This is a genomic window from Halomonas sp. TD01 (assembly GCF_923868895.1).
Taxonomy (GTDB): domain Bacteria; phylum Pseudomonadota; class Gammaproteobacteria; order Pseudomonadales; family Halomonadaceae; genus Vreelandella.
In genome coordinates this window covers 3,486,896-3,509,569 of the sequence record NZ_OV350343.1, presented here as the reverse complement: position 1 = coordinate 3,509,569, position 22,674 = coordinate 3,486,896, and the positions used below count along the sequence as shown (strand labels likewise).

The following is a 22,674-nucleotide window of genomic DNA, read 5'->3' as shown; positions in this document are numbered from 1 at the left end:
CGGCAGGTGACGATAAACCTATTTAATGTAACAAGCCCCATGGGGTAACCATTGGCGCTTATCAAAGGAGCTTAATCAATGACGGCTGATACCGCTAACCATGAAAATGCCAGCAGGGATCGTATTGAACAGACCATACTGAGCGCTGCGGAGCAGGTGTTTTCTCAATATGGTTATCGTGGTGCCAGCCTTCAGGCAATCGCCGATCTAGCGGAGCTTCCCAAGGCGAATATTCTTTATTATATGGGCAGCAAGCAGCTGCTTTACGTTCGTCTGCTCAACCGAATGATGAGTCGTTGGAATGCGGTACTTGAGGACATTACACCTGAAAGCGACCCGGCTAGGGTATTGAGCGATTTCATTCGAACTAAAATGATGCTGGGGCAGCGTTATCCCGAAGGCTCAAAGTTGTTTGCCGCTGAGATTTTGGCTGGTGCGCCGTTCTTGAGTAATTACCTCTCTGGCGAATTAAAAGAGTGGGTAGCTTCCCGCGCAACAATTATTCGCCAGTGGTCTCAACAAGGAAAAATGGATGATGTTGATCCACGCTGGCTTATATTCCTGATTTGGTCAGCCACTCAGCATTACACGGAATACAGTGCACAGGTGACTGGAATCTTAGGGGCTGAAGGGCTCAGCGAAACGGATCTCGAATCTATCTGCCAATTTTTAGAGCATGTCATTATAAAAGGATGCGGTATTTCAGCGGCGCATTTACCCAACAGTTCATCAGTTTAACCGCGATGCCTATACAAGCGATGTCTACGCTTCCAATCGAACAGCATCTAACAGCGATCCAGGTCGCTCTAGATGTTCATAACCGCCTTATCTTAGTCGCCCAGCCTGGGGCAGGTAAGACAACCCGCGTTCCCTTGACCTTGCTTAACAGTCAATGGGCGAAAGGGCAGAAAGTATTGTTGCTGGAGCCGCGACGTGTTGCGGCGCGGTTGGCGGCAAGCTTTATGGCTGCACAGCTTGGCGAGCCTATTGGCAAGACGGTTGGCTATCGTATGCGGGGGGATAGCAAAGTAGGCCCATATACTCGCTTGGAAGTGGTTACTCAGGGTGTTCTGACGCGTATGTTGCAAGATGATCCGTTACTTGACGGGGTCGCTGCTATCATCTTCGATGAGTTTCATGAGCGCAGCATAGAAGCAGATCTTGGGCTGGCGCTATCGCTGGATATCCAACAAAGCATTCGTGCTGACTTACGATTGATTGTGATGTCTGCGACGTTAGATGTCGCCGCGTTAACAAGCATTTTGGGCAACGATACACTAGTGATTGAAAGCACGGGTCGTGAATTCCCAATTGAAACGTACTATCGCCCTTTTAGCAGTGATGACGCGTTAGACGTTGCTGCTTACCGAGTGGTAAATGAGGCCTTGGCGAATGTTAATAGCCATGATGTGCTGGTGATTTTGCCTGGAGTGGCAGAAATAACTCGGTTGGTGAAAACGCTGGAAAATAGCGCCCTTGATATTGAGGTGCGGGCATTACATGGCGGGATGCCCATTGAGGAACAGCAAGCTGCATTGGCACCTCACGAAACTCGCCAGCGCGTGATTGTATCTACTGCCATTGCTGAATCCAGCGTGACAGTTGATGGTGTTAATGTGGTTATTGACGCTGGCTTGGAACGTGTACCGCTATTTCAGCCGCGAACGGGTCTTACTCGGTTAACTACCCGACGTGTCAATCGTGCCAGCGCTGATCAACGCCGCGGTCGTGCAGGGCGGCAACAACCAGGAATATGTTATCGATTATGGTCTCGGGAGCAGCCACTTGTTGCCTACGGTGAACCTGAGATAGCGCAAGCTGATTTATCAAGACTAGCGCTTGAAATTGCCATGTGGGGAGCGCGTTCGCCAGATGAGCTAGTCTGGATGACACCACCACCTAACGGAGCATGGCAAAGTAGCCAGGCTTTGCTTCGTCAACTTGGTATACTTGATTCAGCGGGCCTGCTAACGCCGCTAGGTAAGCAAAGTGCGCGTTGGCCGCTTGAGCCTCGTTTAGCGGTAATGCTATCAAAAGCGGCGTCACTCAAGGCAGTACAACTAGCCTGCGCTTTAGCCGCTTTGCTGGAGGGTAGGGAGCGTGTCAGTGGTTCGCTGAGAGATGCGTTGGCTCAGCGATTTATTCAACCCTCGCGATTTCCTCAATGGCAGCGAGAAACCAAGCGGCTTACAGATATGGCTAACCTGCTGGTGACACATAAGATGTCGCTCGAGCCGCTTAGTTGTCTGCTAGCTATGGCTTACCCTGACCGCATTGGTCAACTTATCAGCCCAGGTCGCTTCAAACTCGCTAATGGTAAAACAGCCACGCTGTCTAATAATCATCCGCTAGCAAATACTCCATATCTTGTTGCGGTTAGCGTTGAAAGTGCCACCAGCGAGGCGACAATATATCAAGCCGAGCCAATCACGTTGGCAGCGCTCATCAACATATATCCGGCTACCCAGCATTGGGAAGATCGTATTACGTGGTCTGATACCCAAGGTAAGCTTCTCGGAGAAGCTGTTCAACGTCACGGTGAGCTTGTATTGGCAAGTAGGCCTTTAGCGGAGCTATCTGTAGAGGCTGTCCAACAGGCGTTACTCCAGGCGTTAAAACAACGATCTACGGCGCTTTTTAATGGCAAAGTTAAGCAGTTACAAGGGCGAATGGCGCTGTTGGCGAGTGCTTATCCTGACGTATGGCCTGATTGGTCAGAGTGTGCGTTGTTAGAGAGTTCTGACAAGTGGCTGGCACCCTATATGGCGGGTATGACACGTTTCAGCCAACTAGAAAAAATGCCGTTTCATACCTACTTAATGGCAACGCTAAGCTGGGATGAGCGGTCCCGGTTTGAGCGTTTAACGCCACCAACAATAACGGCTCCTAGCGGTAATCAAGCATCAATTGATTATGCGCCCTGTCTAATAGGAAGACCGCCAGTACTTGCTCTAAAATTACAGGAAGCGTTTGGCTGGCAAGATACCCCTGTCGTCGCGGACGGCCATATGCCCGTCGTCGTTCATCTTCTTTCACCGGCAAAGAGGCCGCTTCAGGTTACCCAAGATTTGCGCAGTTTTTGGTTAAATGGCTACCCAGAGGTGCGTAAAGAGATGCGTGGTCGCTACCCGAAGCACCCCTGGCCAGAAGATCCACTTACCGCTCAAGCAACGGCATTCACTAAACGTCGATAAGTTTAAATATCATCGTTTAAAGAAAATTTAGATCGAAGAAAATCATTCTGGTTGTTCCTCAGGGACTTTGCCTGGTACACGATAGCGTACTCCGTCAGCGCGCTGTTCTTCATAACGACGGTTTTCTTCTTCAGGGGGAACACCCAGCACTGTTTCTTGCGACCCATCTGGCCAGGTGTAAGTTGTGCAGCCAGTCAACGGTAGTAAAACCATGGCTATTAACGGGAACAACGGTAAAAATCCACGACATTTGGGCATATTAGGCTCCATCACCAGTCCAAAGCTGCTCTTAGCAAATAGCAAAGCGTGCGTAGTGTGAATGGCACGACAATAAGCCGCAAGCTTAATCCCAAATTGTTAAATTTCCTCCCATAGGCTGCGTCGAAACTCGTGGGAAAGTTGAGACACTTTAGCAAAGCGCTCAAGATTGGCATCTGTAAGCGTTTTGACCATTTCTTGGTAATGCTCAGTGAGCTCCTTGGCGTTGCCGTTTTTTTTGTTGTCAGTCATGCATAGCGTTAGTTTTTCGCTACTTTTAGCGATAGCTTGGAAAAGTTCAGCCTCCAATTGCATGGCCTGTGTCACGTTCTCCAGCCAAGCAATCTGACAACGTACTATGGGCATGGTGCTCAACAGGCAGTAATGGTGCCACCAAGTCACGATATCTTGGTTCGTGTCAGTAATAGATACGGGCTGTTTCTTGTTTGAATGATCCATAGTGTGCTCCTATCAAGTTTTGCAATCTGTGAGGCATTCTTCACAGGTTCACCTATTCTCAACTATAGCTAAGCTCTGCAGAAGAGTTGTGCATTTGAGCAATGAAATACGTGATATTGAGGAGAGGCTCAATGTGGTCAGTTGTCAAATCAGTACTGTCAGCACTTCTAGGCGTACAAAATGACCTCAACCGGCAACAGGATTTTTCTAGTGGTAAACCCGCTGCCTTTATTGTGACAGGGGTTGTGATCACGCTCATATTTGTTTTGATCCTGGTAGGGATTGCAGTGATCGCATCGCGTTGAAACGTTGATACACCTCACGATAGTTGTTCGTGACGAATGCCTCATGTTTTCTATACTGACGTTAATCAGTTATTCCTGACCTAATAAATGGGTTGGCGTGAACAACAATAATAAGGAGGTTTCTATGCATCGATCGTGGCAATGGCTGCTAACCATTACCAGTACCTTCAGTATCACTCAAGCTCATGCGAATGGCTGGAATATGCCGGTAGGGGTCACCGATATCAGCCAAGATATCTTTGGTCTGCATATGGCTATCTTTTGGGTATGCGTGGTGATCGGGGTGATTGTGTTTGGGGTGATGTTTTACTCGTTATTTAAATACAGACACTCAAAAGGGGCAAAAGCGGCTAATTTTCATGAGCATACTTCCGTCGAGGTTCTTTGGACCGCTATTCCTATCCTGATATTGATTGGAATGGCCGTGCCAGCGACCGCGACCTTGAAGAATATGTACGATTCTTCAGAAGCTGACCTGGATGTGATGATCACTGGCCAGCAGTGGCGCTGGCGCTACGAGTATCTTGGGGAAGATGTTGCGTTTACATCCAACATGAGTACACCAAGAGAACAAATTCGTGGGGAGGAGGCGAGAGATGAGCACTATTTGTTAGACGTAGATGAGCCATTGGTGCTGCCGATCAATCGTAAAGTGCGTTTTTTAATGACGTCGGATGACGTTATTCACTCCTGGTGGGTGCCTGAGCTAGCCGTTAAGCAGGATACGATTCCAGGGTTTATCAATGAAAATTGGGTGAAAATTAACGAACCGGGCATTTACCGTGGCCAGTGTGCTGAACTTTGTGGCGTTAATCATGGGTTTATGCCAGTGGTTGTGCATGCCATGGAAGAAGAAGAGTTTGAAACATGGTTGTCTGAACGTAAAGCAGCAGCAGAGCAAGAGGCCATGGGAGTTGACCGAGAGTGGGAGATGGAGGACTTGATGGCGAGGGGAGAGTCTGTTTATCAGACCATTTGTTCGTCCTGTCATCAAAGCGAAGGCCAGGGGGCTTTACCGGCGTTTCCTGCACTAGCAAATAACGACCAATTAATTAATGACCTAGATTGGCATATAGACCGAATCGTTAACGGTGTTTCTGGTGCTGCTATGCCCGCGTTTCGTAGTACGTTAAATCCTGTCGAAATCGCAGCGGTTGTCACTTATACCCGCAATGCCTGGGGCAACGACACAGGCGATGTGGTGCAGCCAGCTGCGATAGCTGAACGTATTGCACAATAATCTAAGGTATTAACAACAATAAATCAGGCGGAGATGCTCATGGCGCCCAAACTACCTCCTCAACATTCACTGCAACATAGCTCTACAGCAGTGGCTGGTGGCCATTCTCAGCACGACCATGCGGCTCAGCCAAAAGGGATTATGCGATGGCTGCTGACTACCAACCATAAAGAAATTGGTTCTCTGTACCTGATTTTTTCTCTCATTATGTTTTTTGTAGGGGGCATATTTGCCTTGGTAGTGAGAGCCGAGCTGTTTCAACCTGGCTTGCAACTGGTAGAGCCAGAGTTCTTCAACCAAATGACCACCATGCATGGATTAATCATGGTGTTTGCTGCGGTAATGCCAGCGTTTACCGGGTTAGCCAACTGGATGATTCCACTTCAGATTGGTGCGCCGGATATGGCACTGCCGAGGCTCAATAACTTTAGTTTCTGGCTGCTTCCTGTGGCGTTCACGTTATTACTTTCTACGCTGTTAATGCCAGGCGGCGGACCTAATTTTGGCTGGACGTTTTATGCGCCTTTGTCGACCACTTATGCACCTGCCTCGACGACATTTTTTATTTTAGCCCTACATATCGCAGGCATTAGCTCGATTCTTGGGGCTATTAATATTATTGCGACCATTTTGAATATGCGCGCGCCGGGCATGCGCATGATGGATATGCCGCTGTTCGTATGGACATGGTTAATTACGGCTTTTCTGTTGATTGCGGTAATGCCTGTACTAGCAGGTGTCATTACCATGATGTTGATGGATATTAACTTCGGTACCAGTTTCTTCGACGCAGCGGGTGGCGGTGACCCCGTGCTTTTCCAGCACCTATTCTGGTTCTTTGGGCACCCTGAAGTTTACATCATGATTTTACCGGCCTTCGGTATCGTCTCGGCCATTATTCCAACTTTCGCGCGTAAGCCTTTGTTTGGATATGCCTCTATGGTGTACGCCACGGCAGCTATTGCGCTGCTGTCATTTTTAGTCTGGGCGCACCATATGTTTATCGTCGGCCTTCCGCTAACGGCGGAGCTGTTTTTCATGTATTCGACCATGCTGATTGCCGTGCCGACAGGCGTGAAAGTGTTTAACTGGGTGACCACACTATTCCGTGGCTCGATCAGTTTTGAGCCGCCTATGCTGTTTGCTTTAGCTTTTGTCGTCCTATTCACCATAGGCGGTTTTTCAGGGCTAATGTTGGCAATTGCCCCTGCGGATTTCCAGTATCACGACACCTACTTTGTCGTGGCACATTTTCATTATGTGTTAGTACCAGGTGCTATTTTTGCCATTATGGCCGGCGTCTACTACTGGCTGCCAAAATGGACCGGCTATTATCCTAACGAGCGGCTGGCTCAATGCCACTTCTGGTGTTCTATTATTGGCGTTAATCTAACGTTTTTCCCTATGCATTTCGCTGGTTTGGCAGGCATGCCTAGGCGTATTCCCGACTATGCGTTGCAATTTGCGGATTTCAATTTGCTTTCCAGCATTGGCGCTTTCTTTTTTGGTGCGTCGCAGCTGATTTTTGTATTGGTTGTGGTGATGTGTGTGAGGGGAGGAAAAAAAGCGCCTGCAAAAGCCTGGGAGGGTGCAGAAGACCTTGAGTGGAGCGTCCCCAGTCCAGCACCGCTGCACACCTTTGAGACACCACCTGTATTTAACCGTACTCATCACCATGACTAATTAGCTGCCCATCAGCGAATAGTCTAGGGGGATATATGGCAGTAAATAATACGGTGCAATCAGTTGGGGTAAAGCGAACGGTTATTCGTACGGTGGCAGCGCTAATTGGTATGTTTGCCTTCGCATTTGCGCTCGTCCCTCTTTACGACGTGTTTTGTCGTGTGACGGGGCTTAATGGCAAGGTGGATACTACGGCTAAGGCCATTATCCATGAAGAAGTTGATCAGTCCCGTTATGTCACCGTGCAGTTCATTACCCGTGGTAGCGCAGGGTTGCCATGGCGAATGAGTGTCGAAAACCGCCAAATGCGCGTGCATCCAGGCCAAACAGCGGAAGTTGATTTCACTTTTACCAACAATAGTCGTGTCGAAAGTTGGGGGCGGGCTGTGCCTAGTGTTTCTCCTTCAAGCGCTACGACCCATTTAAGAAAAGTAAGCTGCTTTTGTTTCCAAGAGCAGCAGCTCCAAGGGGATGAGCGTTTGACGATTCCTCTGATATTCCAGCTGGCGCGGGACCTCCCTGAGGATATTAATACGATAACGCTAGTGTATACCTTGTACCCAGTTCATCACTTAGCAAAAGACATCTCAAAGAATGACAACAAGACGATAGGGGATTCCATATGAGTGGCGGCTACTATGTTCCAGCAACGAGTCGGTGGCCTATTTTAGGTTCGCTGGCGCTCGGGGCTATGATGGTGGGTACGGGAGTCAAGCTTGTGTACGACACGGGTACCCCACTAATGCTAATCGGTGTGGTTAGCGTGATTGCAGTGATGGGACTTTGGTTCAGAGATGTTATTCACGAATCAATGAGCGGTTTGTACGATGCCCAGATGGATCGGTCGTTCCGGTGGGGGATGGGCTGGTTTATTTTTTCTGAAATAATGTTTTTTGCCGCATTTTTTGGTGCTTTATTTTACGTTAGAACGTTCGCCATACCCTGGTTGGGTGGAGAGGGGGCGAAGGGGGTTTCTGCCTTATTATGGCCAGGCTTTGTGCCGCAGTGGCCGTTGTTTAATCCGCCTGATAGCGCAGTGCTTGGGCCTGAACGGGTGTTTAGTCCCTGGCAGTTACCTTTGGTCAACACACTGATACTAGTAACCTCCAGTATTACATTGACGGTCGCTCATGAGGCGTTGAAATTAGGCGAGCGTAAGACGTGCAGAAATTGGCTGGCGGGTACAGTGCTGTTGGGCTGCTGCTTTATTGTCATCCAGGGGGTCGAATATTACGAAGCCTACCATCATTATGGCATTACGCTGGAAGCGGGGATTTTCGGAGCAACCTTCTTCATTTTGACCGGTTTTCATGGGGTTCACGTTATTGTCGGCACGATTATCCTGGCGTGTATGTTAGTGCGGATATGGAAAGGGCACTTCGCCAATGATCATCATTTTGGCTTCGAAGCGTCATGCTGGTATTGGCACTTTGTAGATGTTGTGTGGGTTGGGTTATTTATTTTTGTATACGTCTTCTAATCAATCAACCTAAGTTTCCCGACCAGAAGCCAAACACTAATAAGACCATAAGTAGGCATGTTAACCCAATGCGCCACTTAAGGGATGCCAGTAGCCGCCGGGAGCTGCTGTCATCCCTCAATAAGAAGCCCGCGCCAGCCGCTAAGCTAGCGACTATTCCAACAAAAACTAGGCCAATGAGCAGCTTTAACCACATGACGAAAACCTCTTTTGGGTCGCAACGCCTATACGTCTGGTGTGTATTTTGGGGCGTATTAGTTTCGCTTGGTGTCTTGCTAGGACTATGGCAGTGGGAGCGTGCTGATGACAAGCGTGTTTTGTTAGCTGCTAGGGAGGCAGCGCCTTTTGTCAAATCGCCGACCGCTGTGCCAGAAGAGGGATCTGAACTGCATTTGCAAGGAGAATACCTTGCTAATCACACTCTCTATTTGGATAACCGCATTGTTGACGGGCGTTTAGGCGTGGCTGTGCTAACGCCTTTCCGAGACAGTTTTGATCAATTGTGGCTTATTCAGCGGGGTTTTATTGAAACAGGGCCAAGTAGAGCAGCGCCTCAAGCTGATACTCCTGAGGGCAGCGTCACAGTTTCAGGAGAGTGGCAAGTTGCGCGCCCCGGCGGGCCGCTGTATGGCGCAAACAGAGAAGGGGTAAGACTGCAGCAGATCGGCTTAACCCCGTGGGAGCCAATATTACCTGCCTTCACTTATAACGGATGGTTACATGCTGACCAAGGCGAGGGAGTGTTTACGCCTTGGTGGGAAGCTAGCGTGATGCCTCCTAGCCGTCATCTTGGATATGCTTTTCAGTGGTGGGGGCTGGCGCTTGCTGCGGCAGTGGTCATGGTGTTGGGAGGGTATCGCTTGCGTAAAGATAGCCTTACTGATGACTGAGGGGGAAAAGCATGGAACAACGCCAGCCAGTTCGTTACCCGCGAGTTAAGTTGTTACTTATTTTTGCAGCATTCGCCGCGCCTATTGTTACCGCGTGGACGATGTTGACATGGCAAATAGGCATACCTAGTGATGATACAGCCCATGGGCAAGTGCATGTCGGTGTTCCATTACTGGATGATTGGCCTTTGAGCGCTAAACCTGAAAAAAACGATGCGTGGACATTAGCATTTGACTGTACTTCGCTCTGTGATGAGCGCATGGATGAATTGTGGCGATTGCATCGGGCGTTGGGCCGAGAAGCTACTCGGTTAGAGCGATTACGAATAGGTGGGAGCGCACAAGAGCTACCAGGGGAAACGGTCAATCGTTGGCTCGTAGAGCCTGAATGGCGTGAAGAAAACAGCGTATGGCTAATGGATCCCTTTGGCAGGCCTGCGCTGTCATTTAACAATGCGGTGCCTGCCGCAGATATTCTCGATGACATACGTCATTTGTTTAAGGTCAATCCGCTGTAGCGAAGAATAAATCGTTACTCTGCATGCTCGACCTAGTAGGTCGTAAGGAAGCAACGTGCCACATTCTACTGAGCGGCGCTTACAATGGCTGAAACGTTTAACCTTGGCAGGTACTGTACTGACAGCGCTAGTGATTTTAGTTGGCGCTTGGACCCGCTTAGTCGACGCGGGATTGGGGTGCCCTGACTGGCCAGGCTGTTATGGACGTCTGTTAGTTCCCGATAATGAATATGCTGCTCTGCGCCATCCCGATGTGCCTCTTGAGCCTTTTAAAGCTTGGGTAGAGATGGCTCACCGCTATGTGGCAAGTTTTTTAGGGCTTATTGTGCTAAGCGTTGTAGCCCTAGGATGGTCACTGCGTAAGCGACCAGGGTTTCCAGGGAAAGTAAGCATTGCCCTGTTAATTGTCATCCTGCTTCAAGGCGCGTTTGGTGCCTTTACCGTTACGCTAAAGCTCTGGCCACAAGTGGTTACTCTGCATTTGTTGGGCGGTCTAAGTGTGCTGATGCTGTTTTTTTGGCTGCATTTGCGAATCCGCCTTAGCTTAACGAGTCGTACGTCTTTTCCCATCAACCATATTTCTACTTCCACAAGCGATGCCTCTTCACCTAAGACTATTAATGTGCTCTGGGTAATCGGCGTGTCGGCATTGGTTTTACAGCTTGCATTAGGTGGCTGGGTGACCAGCAACTATGCAGGTATCGCCTGCCAAGGGTTCCCGACCTGCAATACCCAGTGGTGGCCAGAAATGGACATAAGTGAAGGCTTTCACCTGACACAAACCGTCGGCCCTAATTATTTGCATGGGCAGTTACACGCCGACGCACGTACTGCAATTCACATGATGCATCGCTTTGGAGCGCTTCTACTCGGAATTGTACTGTTAGCACTATGGTGGCGATATCGTACGGCAGCTTCTGTTGGACGAGCCCTCATGCTGGTGTTAATTGCCTACTTTGTTCAGGTTGCGCTTGGCATTGCCAATGTATTGTTGTGGCTTCCTCTATGGCTGGCTCTGTTGCATACCGCTGGAGCGGTTGCATTAACCTTGAGCATGGAGTGGGCCTTCTGGTGCTGGAAACGCCAGCCTAGTCAGCAATCTATAGAGGTGAATGATCTAAAGGCAGCCCAGGTAACCTTTACGCACTGTAGTAAATAACGGTAGTAAATAGAGGTTTTGCTTCGTCTAGAACAAGAATAGTTATTACGGGGTAGGATAATGAAAAATGTTGCCGTGTTATCGCATTCAACAGTGCCAACGCTTATATGGGGTTGGAGAGAGTTGCTAGGGCTGTGCAAACTCAATGTTGTAGCGGTTATGTTGGTGTGTGTAGGGGTGGGCATGGCGCTATCAACGGTAGGCCTCCCACCATTAAAAAACGTCGCCTTTGGGTTATTGGGCATCGGACTTTCTGCATGTGGGGCAGCGTCGTTTAATCATGTAATTGATCGTCGCTTGGACGCTGTCATGTCGCGCACCGCCAACCGCCCGTTGGCATCAAATCGCTTACCCGTAACGGTTGCGCTAATATGGTCAACGATGCTCTCCTTGGCTGGCTTAGGTCTCTTAGCGTGGAAGGTGAATTATCCTGTAGCAATGCTCACCTTCGCATCGTTGGTAGGCTACGCGTTGGTTTATACCGCTTTTCTTAAACGAGCAACGCCGCAAAATATAGTGATTGGTGGTGTTGCTGGTGCAGCGCCACCTTTGCTGGGGTGGGTAGCTATTACGGGTCAAGTCACAGCAGAATCGCTGCTATTAATGCTGATTATATTTGTATGGACCCCGCCTCATTTTTGGGCGTTGGCTATTCATAAATATGACGACTATGCTCGCGCTAGTATCCCCATGTTGCCCGTCACGCATGGTTTGGCTTTTACAAGGCTGCAGATATGGCTTTACACATGGCTTACGGTAGCTGCCACGCTGCTTCCTGTGATGATTGGTATGAGCGGTTTGGTTTACCTAATAATAGTGACTGCGCTTAACGGACGATATATATACTGGAGCTGGAAGGTGTGGAAAGGGCGGTGTGATAAAGCCCCTATTCAGTCGTTTTGGTTCTCAATTCGCTACCTGCTAGGCTTATTTGGCGCGCTGCTTTTGGATCATTATGTTGGGGTATTCTTTCTATAGAAACTATTCACCTTCGCTCTCAATTGGGGGCAAAAGACAGCGAAAGTAGTCTCCAAGGGGTAAGAGGGTGTACAATTCTCGTCAAGCTTTCTACCTCTCCATTGTGAAAGGAGCGTTATGAGTTCCACTGGAGCATTGTTACTACTCATCGTTGCAATTATTGTCATTGCAGCTCTTGGTGGTTATGCCTATAAACTTCGCCAAGAGGTTAAGCGTCGAGAAGCATTCCGGCTTGACGAAGAGCGTCGTGCCCACCAAAACAGCCTAGAAAACCTTGATTTTGTCGTTAGCGCGCTTGTGCAAGAGCAAGTCGACATCACAGAAGGGTCTTGGCGATGCAAAGTTCTGCTTGAGATTGTTGATCCCAGCTTAGCAGAGCGTCCAGACTTTCAAGCGTTTGCAGAAGTGTACAACCGTACTCGACATTTAAAAACTCACTCTGCACGTAAGCAATTAACGCCACGAGAGCGTATGCAAGAAGACAAGGAGCGCCTCGCTGTTGAGGACGAAATGCGACCTGCAGTTCTTGAGGCAGCACAGAAGGTAATTAACTGGAGATCCGAGGGATCTGCAGGTCTTCATTAACCTTGTTTAACGAGCATAGGGGGCTATAAATACGGTAACCTATGTTTTTTGACGCTTATTGCGTCAATTTTGCTATGCTGAAAATGTCGGTATTGGCAAGAAGTTGATATCACGGCATTGTTGCCTTCTCGTGATTAAACGTTAATCATAGGCAAACGTTCAGCCATATGGTGAAAGCATAATATTGCCATGGTGCTGAGCAGCGAAAAATGGATGCTCTCGCAATAAGAAGCATTGGATAGATTTGGTCTTAGGACCATGTCAGCATTGGATCAAGAAGGAGTCTTGCATGAAAAAATCAACGACTGGCTTGCTAATCGGTTCTGCACTGGTAGTAGGTTTATCAGGCTGTGCCAGCTCAGCATCACAATCATCTGGCCAAACCAGCGCAAGTAGCGACCGCGATTGGTATCAACATCCTTTCGTTTGCGGCTTGGCCGGCAGTGTTATCGGCGGCAGTATTGCATACGCTACTAGCGGCAACTCTGACGAAGATGAAAATACCGCTATTGGCGCAACTGCTGGTGCAGCGATTGGCGGCCTGCTATGTGCAGACCGCACGCCTGAGCCAGTAGCACCGCAGTGCCCAAGCTATGGTGAAGTGCCTGCAGGCGTTGCAGTTGATGCCGAAGGCTGCCCGCTGGACTCTGATGGTGACGGTGTGCCAGATTACCGTGACCAGTGCCCGGGAACTCCTGCTGGCGTAGCCGTTAATGCTAATGGCTGCCCGCTGGATTCTGATAACGATGGCGTGCCGGATTATCGTGATCAGTGCCCGAACACCCCTGCAGGTGTTGAAGTTAACTCACTGGGTTGCCCTGAAAGTTTAGTGCTACGTGATGTTAATTTTGAGTTTGATTCTGCACAGCTAACGCCGGGCGCACAAAATGTATTGAATGGTGTGGCTGAGCGTTTGGTTAACAACCCGAACGTGCGTGTAAGCATCGAAGGTCACACTGACTCTCGTGGATCGGATCAGTACAACAAGAACTTGTCTCAGCGCCGTGCAGAGTCTGTTGCTGCTTACCTTGCCCAGCGTGGCGTAGGTGCTAACCGTATGCGTGCCATTGGCTATGGCGAAGAGCGCCCAGTAGCTAGCAACGATACTAATGAAGGTCGCGCACAGAACCGTCGTGTTGAATTGGATGAGTGGAACTAAGCCACACATCAATTTACATTAAGGGGTAGGCCGTAGCGCCGTTGATTAATACCCTTTAGGCACAGAACGGGAGGCTTATGCCTCCCGTTTTATTTTACGGCTTGCTAAATTCTGGTAGGCTGGGCAACCCTCAAAAGCACCTAATACTCTCGACCATTGATAGCGAAATGTGATCCTTGGTATGGATCACCACTGCGTTCAAGGAATACTTAATGCCCATAGTAACATTGCCTGATGGCAGCCAAAGAACGTTCGAAGCACCTCTCTCTATTATGCAGCTCGCAGAATCGATTGGCCCTGGTTTGGCCAAGGCTTGTGTGGCTGGCAAGATTGATGGTGTATTGGTCGATGCTGCTGATTTAATCGAGCAAGATGCTGAAATAGCGATAATTACCGCCCGTGATCCAGAAGGCCTTGAGATTATCCGCCATTCGTGCGCCCACCTGATTGGGCATGCGGTTAAGCAGCTGTATCCTGATGCGAAAATGGCAATTGGGCCGGTGATTGATGATGGCTTTTATTACGACATTGATTTTGGTAAGTCGGTAACGCCTGACGACTTGGAAGCCATCGAAAAGCGCATGCAGTCTCTCATTGAGCGTGATTACGACGTGGTGCGTGAGTACGTTGATCGCGACAAAGCGATGAGTACGTTTGTTGAGCGTGGCGAAACGTTTAAGCAAGAAATCGTCCGCGATATACCTGAAGATGCAACGATACGTTTGTATCATCATGAAGAGTACACGGACATGTGCCGTGGGCCGCACGTGCCGAATACGCGCCATCTGAAAGCTTTCAAGCTGACAAAGCTGGCTGGTGCATATTGGCGTGGGGACGCCTCAAACCCAATGCTGACCCGTATTTACGGTACCGCATGGGGTGACAAGAAGCAGCTCAAGGCATACTTGAAGCGCCTTGAAGAGGCCGAGAAACGAGATCACCGCAAGCTGGCACGCAAAATGGATCTTTTCCATTTACAAGAAGAAGCGCCAGGCATGGTTTTTTGGCACCCCAATGGCTGGACAATGTACCAGGCATTGGAAGATTACATGCGGAAAATTCAGCGAGCGCATGGCTATCAAGAGATTAAAACGCCGCAGGTGGTAGATCTTTCGCTATGGAAGAAGTCGGGCCACTGGGGGCACTATAGTGAACTCATGTTCACCACTGAGTCAGAAAAGCGTGAGTATGCTGTTAAACCCATGAATTGCCCCTGTCATGTTCAGGTGTTTAATCAGGGGTTGAAAAGTTACCGGGATTTACCTTTGCGCCTAGCAGAATTCGGTAGCTGTCACCGAAATGAACCATCAGGTTCTTTGCATGGTCTGATGCGCGTACGTGGTTTTACCCAAGATGATGCGCATATTTTTTGCACCGAAGGCCAGATCCAGGCAGAAGCAGAGGCATTTATTGCGCTTACCCTCCAAGTCTATAAAACGCTTGGTTTTGAGGATGTTGAGCTCAAGCTTTCAACTCGTCCAGAGGACTTCCTTGGCGAAGCAGAAATGTGGGACCGAGCAGAGCATGGGCTTGAAGCGGCGCTCAATGCGACGGGCCTTGATTGGGAGCTTCAGCCGGGAGAAGGTGCTTTTTATGGACCGAAAATTGAATTTGCCCTGCGTGATTGCCTGAATCGTGTGTGGCAATGTGGTACTCTACAGCTAGATTTTAATTTGCCAGGGCGCTTAGGCGCGCAATATGTTGATGAAGACGGGACGCGCAAGACTCCTGTGATGCTTCATCGTGCTATCTTGGGCTCCTTTGAACGGTTCTTGGGAATCCTGATTGAGCACTATGCTGGTGCGATGCCGCTATGGTTGGCGCCTCAGCAAGCCGTTTTGATGACCATTACTGATGCGCAGCGTGATTATGCGCTTGAGTTGGAGCAACGGCTGCAAAAAAATGACTTACGAGTTAAAGCGGACTTGAGGAACGAGAAGATCGGCTTTAAAATCCGTGAGCACACGTTACAGAAAGTTCCCTATCTCCTTGTGGTGGGAGATAAGGAAGTCGAAGCTGACTCAGTGGCCGTGCGAACTCGCAGCGGCGAAAACCTCGGCACGATGACAGTCGATGAATTCATCGAACGTTGCAGTGCAGAGCGAGCAGCCCTGGCGACATCGTCAATTGCCTAAGGAGACGGAGCAATCAAGCGAAGCAATCAGCGCGGGCGTCCACAAGACAAACGCCCACCAATGAACGAGAGAATTACCGAAGAAGAAGTACGCTTAATTGATGCTGAAGGTGAACAGTTGGGTGTTGTGCCCACCACCGAAGCGCTTGAGCGTGCAGAAGCTGCCGGTTTAGATCTCGTGCAAATTTCGAATGCCGATCCAATCGTTTGTAAGATTATGGATTATGGCAAATTTGTTTTTGAGACGAAGAAACAGAAAGCGGCTCAAAAGAAAAAGCAGAAGCAAATCCAGGTTAAGGAAGTTAAATTCCGTCCTGGCACTGACGAAGGCGATTATCAGGTCAAGCTTAAAAACCTGACACGCTTTTTAGAAGGTGGTGATAAGGGCAAAGTCACATTGCGCTTCCGTGGTCGTGAAATGGCGCACCAGGACATTGGCCGCAAGCTAATGGAACGGATCGCGGCAGACCTGGAAGAGATCGGAGCGGTAGAGTCTTTCCCGAAAATGGAAGGCCGCCAGATGATCATGATTATTGCCCCGAAGAAGAAGTGATCCAACGGCGAAGCTAACGGGTCGGCGTGGAAGCGCTGATCGGCCCTGGGTTTTCTAAAAAATATCGAGCGGAGTTTTCTCATGCCGAAAATCAAAAGCAACAGCGGCGCTGCCAAGCGCTTTAAAAAGACCGCTAATGGCTTCAAGCACAAGCAGTCTTTCCGTAGCCACATCTTGACCAAGAAGTCGACTAAGCGTAAGCGTCAGCTACGTGGCATGAAGCAGATCCATGCTTCTGACAAAGCGCTGATCCAGCGCATGCTGCCGAACCTGTAAGGTCGAATTTTCTTATCTGAGTGCATTTAGCCTCAGTCATAAAGTCAGGAGTGTGTTATGACCCGTGTTAAGCGTGGCGTAGTTGCCCGTCGTCGCCATAAAAAAGTATTGAAGCAGGCCAAAGGTTACTACGGTGCCCGTTCGCGTGTTTTCCGCGTAGCTAAGCAGGCTGTTATCAAAGCCGGTCAGTATGCTTACCGTGACCGTCGCAACCGCAAGCGTCAATTCCGCGCTCTGTGGATTCAGCGTATCAACGCTGGTGCGCGCATCAATGGCATGTCTTACAGCCGCTTTGTTGGCGGTCTGAAGAAAGCCGGTATTGAAATTGACCGTAAAGTATTGGCCGACCTGGCGGTACACGAGAAAGCTGCATTTGCTGCTATCGTGGAAAAAGCCAAGGCTGCCCAATAAAGCACATTGCGCTGATGTAAATCAGTGTGACGTGTCTGAGGTCATTTCAGTGTGACCCATGCAGGGGAAGAGCAGCCGCTCTTCCCCTGTTTTTTTGTCACCTTCAACATGCCAGCCATCTTTAGAGATGGAAATCGCTTAATTCGGAGTGAATCGGATGGACCATCTTCCTACTCTGGTGTCAGAGGCTCGCGATGCTATTCATGCGGCGCAAAGTGTCCCTGCCCTAGATGAGTTGCGCGTACGTTACTTGGGTAAAAAAGGCGAAGTGACGGCCTTGTTGAAAGGCTTAGGGAAGCTATCAGCAGAAGAGCGTCCTGCCGCCGGTGAGCAAATTAATCAGGCGAAACAGACCCTGGCAACTGAAATTGATACGAAGCGTCAGCAGCTTGAAAGCGAAGCGCTCAGCGCTCGCTTGGCCGCTGAACGAATTGATGTGACGCTGCCTGGCCGAGGTCAGGAGAGTGGTGGTCTACACCCTGTCACCCGTACGCTTGAGCGTATTGAAGGCTTGTTTACCAGAATTGGCTACGATGTGGCGGTAGGGCCAGAAATTGAAGATGACTATCACAATTTTGAGGCGCTAAATATACCTGCTCATCACCCTGCGCGTGGTATGGCAGACACCTTCTATTTCGATGCTACCCGTTTGTTACGTACCCATACGTCGCCCGTTCAAGTACGTACTATGAAGAGTGGCGAACCGCCGATCCGTATTGTCTGTCCCGGTCGTGTCTACCGTAGTGATTCAGATCTCACTCACACCCCAATGTTCCACCAAGTGGAAGGTCTGTTGGTCGACGAAGGTGTGAGTTTTGCAGATCTTAAGGGCACTATTGAGGATTTTCTCCAGGCGTTTTTTGAACGCGATGATCTCTCAGTACGCTTCCGTCCTTCTTACTTTCCATTCACTGAGCCCTCTGCAGAGGTCGATATTCAGTGCGTGATGTGTAGTGGAAATGGTTGTCGTGTCTGCTCGCATAGCGGCTGGTTGGAGGTTATGGGCTGTGGCATGGTGCATCCCGAGGTGTTCCGGCATTCAGGCATTGATACTGAGCGCTATACAGGGTTTGCGTTTGGTATGGGGGCCGAGCGGCTTGCGATGTTGCGCTACGGTGTTAACGATCTGCGTTTGTTCTTTGAGAACGATCTGCGTTTTCTTCGCCAATTTACCTAAGACCGCTGCCAGCGACGGGAATCAATATGAAATTTTCAGAACAGTGGCTGCGTGACTGGGTGGCTCCGCAGCTTGATACACAGGCAATCGCCGATCAAATCACCATGGCAGGCCTTGAAGTCGATGCCATTGAGGCCGTTGCGTCCTCGTTTAGTGGGGTAGTCATTGCAGAGGTGCTGACTAAAGAGAGGCACCCTGATGCTGACAAGCTCAACGTATGTACTGTCAATGATGGTACCGGTGAGCCTGTGCAGGTTGTTTGCGGCGCTCCCAACGTCGACGTTGGTCAAAAAATTCCGTTTGCTCAGGTAGGTGGGGTTCTGCCTGGCGACTTTAAAATCAAGAAAGCCAAGTTGCGTGGCGTTGAGTCCCGCGGAATGATTTGCTCGGCCTCTGAGTTAGGTCTGGAGGAGGACACGTCACCTGGTATTTTGGTGCTGCCTGCTTCCGCACCGGTAGGCATCAGTTTTCGGGAGTACATGCAGCTTGACGACATGACCATTGAGGTTGATCTCACGCCGAACCGTGGTGATTGTCTCAGCATCAAAGGGCTGGCACGAGAAGTGGGTGTGCTCAATCGCCTTCCGGTGAGTGGGCCCGACATTGCTGCTGTTGATGCCAGCATCGATGATACTTTTTCAGTACGTATTGAGGCGCCGGAGCAATGCCCGCGCTACATGGGTCGTATTATCAAAGGCGTTGATGTTAGCGTCGAAACCCCACTGTGGATGGTAGAGCGCCTCCGGCGCAGCGGTGTTCGCTCTATCGACCCCGTAGTTGATGTCACCAACTATGTGATGTTAGAGCTGGGGCAACCATTGCATGCATTTGACCGTGACAATCTTCACGGCGGTATCACCGTTCGTTTGGCGCGTAATGAAGAGCGTTTGACCTTGTTGGACGGGCAAGAAGTGGCGCTTAGGCCGGAAACGCTGGTTATTGCAGATGATAAGGGCCCTCTTGCAATGGCAGGTGTCATGGGGGGCGAGAATTCAGGGGTGAATGAGAAAACCGATACGATTTTCTTGGAGTCTGCCTATTTCACGCCGCTGGCTATCGCAGGACAGGCCCGTTCTTATGGCCTCCATACAGATGCATCTCATCGTTTTGAGCGTGGCGTTGATCCGGCGCTTGCCAGTGTGGCCGTTGAACGTGCCAGTCAGCTCCTGATGGATATATGTGGTGGCCAGGCAGGGCCTGTTACTGAGTCGTCTAGTGATGAGCACCTGCCAGTGCCACGCAGCATCGTGCTGCGCGAGGCGCGTCTTGAAAGTGCGCTTTCGAAGCGTCTGCCAGTTGAAGACGTAACTGATATTCTTCAGCGTTTAGGGCTTGCGGTTGATAAGCAGGTAGATGGCTGGTCAGTCACAGCGCCCAGCTGGCGTTTTGACGTGGCGATCGAAGAAGACCTCATTGAGGAGATTGCGCGCGTTCATGGCTACAACAACCTGCCTGTCCGACGTCCTGCGGCGCGTTTGGCGTTACGTCCGGCTAACGAGGCGGTGTTAACGCAAGCTCAACTGCGCAACCAAATGGTAGCTCGTGGTTTTCAGGAGGCGATAACTTACAGCTTTGTTTCGCCTGATCTGCAAGCGACGATGTTGCCAGATGCAGTTTCACCAGTGCTGGCGAACCCGATTTCGTCAGATTTGTCGGTGATGCGGGCTAGTCTGTTCCCCGGCTTAGTGCGTGCGCTTGAGCACAACCTCAACCGCCAGCAAACTCGTGTCAGACTGTTTGAAACCGGATTGGTATTTAACGGCCATTTGGACAACCTCTCGCAGATCCCAATGATGGGGGCGCTGGCGTGCGGAGGTCGTGAAGTTGAGGGTTGGAATGGTGTTAAAGCCCAGGTCGATTTCTACGATCTTAAAGGGGATTTAGAAAGCCTGCTAGCGCTTGGTGGCGCGCTTGACGCATGGCGCTTTGAGCCAGGTGAGCATCCTTCATTACATCCTGGGCAAACGGCGAAGCTGTTGCATCATGGTAAGCCTGCTGGTTGGATTGGCACGTTACATCCTCAAGTGCGAGCTAAGCTTGGACTGAAAGTTGATGCTGTTATGTTTGAAGTTCGTTTAGATGCGCTCAGCGAGGGTGTCATTCCAGCTTTTGAACCGCTGTCTCGTTATCCTGAGGTTCGCCGTGACTTGGCCTTTACTGTTAAGGCGGAGACGCCGGTGCAGGCGCTACTTGACTGTGCAAAAGCGCAAGCGGGGGATTACTTAAAAGACATTAAGCTGTTTGATGTCTATGCTGGTAAGGGCGTCGCCGATGGTTACAAGAGTATTGCGTTGGGCTTGACGTGGCAGCATGCATCGCGCACGCTAAATGACGATGAAATCAACCCGTTGGTAGATTCCATCGTATCGCAAGTGCGAGCTGAATTAGACGCTGAGCTACGTGGATAGTATTCGTGGGAAGTATTTGTGAATAGTTACGCGAATAATTAAACAATGCCATGACACGCGCTTATCACGTTCTTGGCAATGCGTTTGCTACATGGAGGGGGCCTTATGGGTGCGTTGACCAAAGCAGAGCTAGCAGAACATTTACACACTGAGCTTGCGCTGTCGAAGCGAGAAGCCAAAGCCATGGTTGAGGCTTTTTTTGAAGAAATTCGTGCCTGCTTGCGCGAAAATGAGCAGGTTAAGCTATCGGGTTTCGGAAATTTCGATTTGCGTGATAAGCGTGAAAGACCGGGGCGTAACCCCAAAACAGGTGAAGAGATTCCCATTTCTGCCCGGCGCGTGGTTACTTTTCGTCCCGGTCAAAAATTAAAGCAGCAGGTAGAGCGCTATACAAGCAGCTAATGTGTAGTGGAAATTTAAACGTACTGTTGCATTGGCTAAGATAGTTGCACATGAAAAGGAGCGCCGTTTGGTGCTCCTTTTTTTATTTTCTGGCTAAAGTCCACGCCCTTCGATGAGCCAAGTGATCACTACCTTGATGATATAACCCAGCATGCCGGCCCCCAAAACGACAAAAAGCATGATCGTGCCAAATTTCCCTGCGTTCGACTTCTTAGCTAAGTCCCAAATAATAAAGCACATAAACACGATTAAACCACCGACCATGATCGGTGTTATCCATGCCTCGAAGAGTTGCTGCATAAGATTTCCTACTGGAAGATTGATAGTCGCCTCATGAGAAGGCGTGTGCCGTTTTTACGAGTCGTGTTAATATTTGACCAAATTCATCGGGTATTTGTCGACTGAACAAAGCACAGTGCGACACTTTTGCAGAGGAGTACGGCCATGCCAACGCTAACGATTCTAGTCGGAACAATGTACGGTGGTGCGCTAGATGTCGCAGAGCAAGTAAAGCCGTTGTTTGAACAGGCTGGCTATAAGGTTAATATTTCTGAGCAGCCGACGATTGAAGATTTAACTAATAACCAAGATCTTACGCTGTTTTGTGTATCGACCACGGGAAGCGGCGACTATCCAGGTAATTTTGTTTCCTTTGTGCGGGGTGTGCAGGAAAAAAACCCTTCGCTTACCTCATTGCGGTATGGGCTAATTGCGTTGGGTGATAGCTCCTACGGTGATACGTTTTGTGGGGCGGGAAGGGCACTCGATGCGCTATTAGAGGACCATGGTGCAACGCGTTTAGGTGATCGGCTGGAAGTAGATGCTATGGAAACCTTTATGGCAGATGACGCCGCTATCCCGTGGGCGGAAGAGTGGATTGAATCTCAGCAGCTAAAGGTTGCCTAACGATGCAGCGAGTCCCTTATTCTCCAGAGCGCATAAGCGTTGCCCTCGGACTTTGCATTGTGATGCTGGCTGCGATACCCCGCTACATGGTAGAAGGGCATGAAACACGCCAAACCTTGTTGCTTATTGCGTTAGCCATCGTAGCGGGCGCTGCCGTTATTCAGTGGAAAATGCTGTCCGCTAGCGCACGAAAAGCCCTGCCAAAATTATGTCAGCGCTTATTAATTATGCTGCTAATGGGTGCCCTGGTAATGGGTTTCTGGCATGGTTTGTTTACTGATTGGATTAGCTGGCAAGTGTTTATTTCCCACGCCGCAACATGTGGGCTGCTATTCCATGCTGTTTCTTTGTGGTGGGCAAAGCGCGATTAAAGGCCATTGTCTTAAGTGTGATAATTAGACCGAAAAGCTACGTTTAACATTTGGAAATGGTTTTGACTGTGCTGCGGTCAGAAAAAACGGCCTAAAACGATCGTTTTGCTAGTGATTACCCTTGTATT

26 protein-coding genes are annotated in these 22,674 nt (G+C 49.7%); 22 read left to right on the top strand and 4 right to left on the bottom strand.

Features of this window, described 5'->3' with window-relative positions; translation table 11 throughout:
- Positions 1-78 precede the first annotated feature (78 nt).
- Together L1X57_RS15920 and hrpB are read left to right on the top strand one after the other, a co-directional pair.
- Positions 79-738 (top strand): TetR family transcriptional regulator C-terminal domain-containing protein, encoded by a 660-nt coding sequence (locus L1X57_RS15920; RefSeq protein ID WP_009724273.1) that lies wholly within the window; start codon positions 79-81, stop codon positions 736-738.
- Between the two features lie 20 nt (positions 739-758).
- Positions 759-3,194, top strand: coding sequence for an ATP-dependent helicase HrpB (hrpB, locus tag L1X57_RS15915; protein ID WP_234667790.1), 2,436 nt, complete (start codon positions 759-761; stop codon positions 3,192-3,194).
- A gap of 42 nt (positions 3,195-3,236) precedes the next feature.
- Here hrpB and L1X57_RS15910 read toward each other — a convergent pair whose 3' ends face one another.
- Together L1X57_RS15910 and L1X57_RS15905 are read right to left on the bottom strand one after the other, a co-directional pair.
- Positions 3,237-3,452 carry a hypothetical protein gene (locus tag L1X57_RS15910; RefSeq protein WP_009724275.1) on the bottom strand — a complete coding sequence of 72 codons (216 nt, stop codon included), beginning with the start codon at positions 3,450-3,452 and terminating at the stop codon, positions 3,237-3,239.
- Between the two features lie 99 nt (positions 3,453-3,551).
- On the bottom strand, positions 3,552-3,911 hold the full coding sequence (locus tag L1X57_RS15905) for a hypothetical protein (protein WP_009724276.1): 360 nt from the start codon (positions 3,909-3,911) through the stop codon (positions 3,552-3,554).
- Between the two features lie 131 nt (positions 3,912-4,042).
- Here L1X57_RS15905 and L1X57_RS15900 point away from each other — a divergent pair, with 131 nt between their 5' ends.
- The 5 genes from L1X57_RS15900 (at position 4,043) to L1X57_RS15880 (ending at position 8,619) form a co-directional block, all read left to right on the top strand.
- Positions 4,043-4,216 (top strand): DUF2970 domain-containing protein, encoded by a 174-nt coding sequence (locus tag L1X57_RS15900; RefSeq protein ID WP_009724277.1) that lies wholly within the window; start codon positions 4,043-4,045, stop codon positions 4,214-4,216.
- 124 nt (positions 4,217-4,340) lie between these two features.
- Entirely contained in the window at positions 4,341-5,456 is a 1,116-nt protein-coding gene (gene coxB / locus L1X57_RS15895; RefSeq protein ID WP_009724278.1) for a cytochrome c oxidase subunit II, read from the top strand.
- Positions 5,457-5,495: 39 nt separating this feature from the next.
- Positions 5,496-7,139: a cytochrome c oxidase subunit I gene (gene ctaD / locus L1X57_RS15890; RefSeq protein WP_009724279.1), complete on the top strand. Its 1,644-nt coding sequence runs from the start codon at positions 5,496-5,498 to the stop codon at positions 7,137-7,139.
- A gap of 35 nt (positions 7,140-7,174) precedes the next feature.
- Positions 7,175-7,765 carry a cytochrome c oxidase assembly protein gene (locus L1X57_RS15885; RefSeq protein WP_009724280.1) on the top strand — a complete coding sequence of 197 codons (591 nt, stop codon included), beginning with the start codon at positions 7,175-7,177 and terminating at the stop codon, positions 7,763-7,765.
- Complete coding sequence (locus L1X57_RS15880; RefSeq protein ID WP_009724281.1) at positions 7,762-8,619, top strand: cytochrome c oxidase subunit 3; 858 nt, start codon at positions 7,762-7,764, stop codon at positions 8,617-8,619. Before L1X57_RS15885 ends, L1X57_RS15880 begins: the two co-directional genes overlap by 4 nt.
- 4 nt (positions 8,620-8,623) lie before the next feature.
- Here the strand turns inward: L1X57_RS15880 and L1X57_RS15875 are convergent, their stop codons facing one another.
- Positions 8,624-8,815 carry a DUF2909 domain-containing protein gene (locus L1X57_RS15875; RefSeq protein WP_009724282.1) on the bottom strand — a complete coding sequence of 64 codons (192 nt, stop codon included), beginning with the start codon at positions 8,813-8,815 and terminating at the stop codon, positions 8,624-8,626.
- Here L1X57_RS15875 and L1X57_RS15870 point away from each other — a divergent pair.
- The 13 genes from L1X57_RS15870 to L1X57_RS15810 all read left to right on the top strand — a co-directional run bounded on the left by L1X57_RS15870 (position 8,814) and on the right by L1X57_RS15810 (position 21,269).
- A complete protein-coding gene (locus L1X57_RS15870; protein WP_009724283.1) occupies positions 8,814-9,509 on the top strand; it encodes an SURF1 family protein in 696 nt (231 codons plus the stop codon). The two genes, L1X57_RS15875 and L1X57_RS15870, sit on opposite strands and share 2 nt — an antisense overlap.
- A gap of 11 nt (positions 9,510-9,520) precedes the next feature.
- The gene (locus L1X57_RS15865) at positions 9,521-10,027 is read left to right on the top strand and encodes a hypothetical protein (RefSeq protein WP_009724284.1); all 507 of its coding nucleotides are present in this window, start codon (positions 9,521-9,523) and stop codon (positions 10,025-10,027) included.
- 55 nt (positions 10,028-10,082) lie between these two features.
- On the top strand, positions 10,083-11,186 hold the full coding sequence (locus L1X57_RS15860; protein WP_009724285.1) for a COX15/CtaA family protein: 1,104 nt from the start codon (positions 10,083-10,085) through the stop codon (positions 11,184-11,186).
- A gap of 60 nt (positions 11,187-11,246) precedes the next feature.
- Positions 11,247-12,164, top strand: coding sequence for a heme o synthase (gene cyoE / locus L1X57_RS15855; RefSeq protein ID WP_009724286.1), 918 nt, complete (start codon positions 11,247-11,249; stop codon positions 12,162-12,164).
- A gap of 117 nt (positions 12,165-12,281) precedes the next feature.
- A complete protein-coding gene (locus L1X57_RS15850) occupies positions 12,282-12,749 on the top strand; it encodes a DUF2489 domain-containing protein (protein WP_009724287.1) in 468 nt (155 codons plus the stop codon).
- A gap of 289 nt (positions 12,750-13,038) precedes the next feature.
- Positions 13,039-13,908, top strand: a complete 870-nt coding sequence (locus L1X57_RS15845) for an OmpA family protein (RefSeq protein ID WP_009724288.1) — start codon at positions 13,039-13,041, stop codon at positions 13,906-13,908.
- Positions 13,909-14,120: 212 nt separating this feature from the next.
- Positions 14,121-16,043: a threonine--tRNA ligase gene (thrS, locus tag L1X57_RS15840; RefSeq protein ID WP_009724289.1), complete on the top strand. Its 1,923-nt coding sequence runs from the start codon at positions 14,121-14,123 to the stop codon at positions 16,041-16,043.
- A 12-nt stretch (positions 16,044-16,055) separates the two neighbouring features.
- Positions 16,056-16,595, top strand: coding sequence for a translation initiation factor IF-3 (gene infC, locus L1X57_RS15835; RefSeq protein WP_083003855.1), 540 nt, complete (start codon positions 16,056-16,058; stop codon positions 16,593-16,595).
- An 81-nt stretch (positions 16,596-16,676) separates the two neighbouring features.
- Positions 16,677-16,871: a 50S ribosomal protein L35 gene (gene rpmI, locus L1X57_RS15830; protein ID WP_009724291.1), complete on the top strand. Its 195-nt coding sequence runs from the start codon at positions 16,677-16,679 to the stop codon at positions 16,869-16,871.
- Between the two features lie 57 nt (positions 16,872-16,928).
- Positions 16,929-17,282: a 50S ribosomal protein L20 gene (rplT, locus tag L1X57_RS15825; RefSeq protein ID WP_009097607.1), complete on the top strand. Its 354-nt coding sequence runs from the start codon at positions 16,929-16,931 to the stop codon at positions 17,280-17,282.
- 157 nt (positions 17,283-17,439) lie between these two features.
- Positions 17,440-18,459, top strand: a complete 1,020-nt coding sequence (gene pheS, locus L1X57_RS15820) for a phenylalanine--tRNA ligase subunit alpha (protein WP_009724292.1) — start codon at positions 17,440-17,442, stop codon at positions 18,457-18,459.
- A gap of 26 nt (positions 18,460-18,485) precedes the next feature.
- Positions 18,486-20,867 carry a phenylalanine--tRNA ligase subunit beta gene (gene pheT / locus L1X57_RS15815; protein WP_009724293.1) on the top strand — a complete coding sequence of 794 codons (2,382 nt, stop codon included), beginning with the start codon at positions 18,486-18,488 and terminating at the stop codon, positions 20,865-20,867.
- A 105-nt stretch (positions 20,868-20,972) separates the two neighbouring features.
- Positions 20,973-21,269 carry an integration host factor subunit alpha gene (locus L1X57_RS15810; RefSeq protein ID WP_009724294.1) on the top strand — a complete coding sequence of 99 codons (297 nt, stop codon included), beginning with the start codon at positions 20,973-20,975 and terminating at the stop codon, positions 21,267-21,269.
- A 93-nt stretch (positions 21,270-21,362) separates the two neighbouring features.
- Here the strand turns inward: L1X57_RS15810 and L1X57_RS15805 are convergent, their stop codons facing one another.
- Entirely contained in the window at positions 21,363-21,569 is a 207-nt protein-coding gene (locus L1X57_RS15805; protein WP_009724295.1) for a DUF2788 domain-containing protein, read from the bottom strand.
- Positions 21,570-21,713: 144 nt separating this feature from the next.
- On the opposite strand from L1X57_RS15805, the gene L1X57_RS15800 reads away from it, so the two are divergent.
- Together L1X57_RS15800 and L1X57_RS15795 are read left to right on the top strand one after the other, a co-directional pair.
- Complete coding sequence (locus tag L1X57_RS15800) at positions 21,714-22,175, top strand: flavodoxin domain-containing protein (RefSeq protein ID WP_009724296.1); 462 nt, start codon at positions 21,714-21,716, stop codon at positions 22,173-22,175.
- Positions 22,176-22,177: 2 nt separating this feature from the next.
- Positions 22,178-22,546 carry a hypothetical protein gene (locus tag L1X57_RS15795; protein ID WP_009724297.1) on the top strand — a complete coding sequence of 123 codons (369 nt, stop codon included), beginning with the start codon at positions 22,178-22,180 and terminating at the stop codon, positions 22,544-22,546.
- The last annotated feature ends 128 nt before the right edge of the window (positions 22,547-22,674 follow it).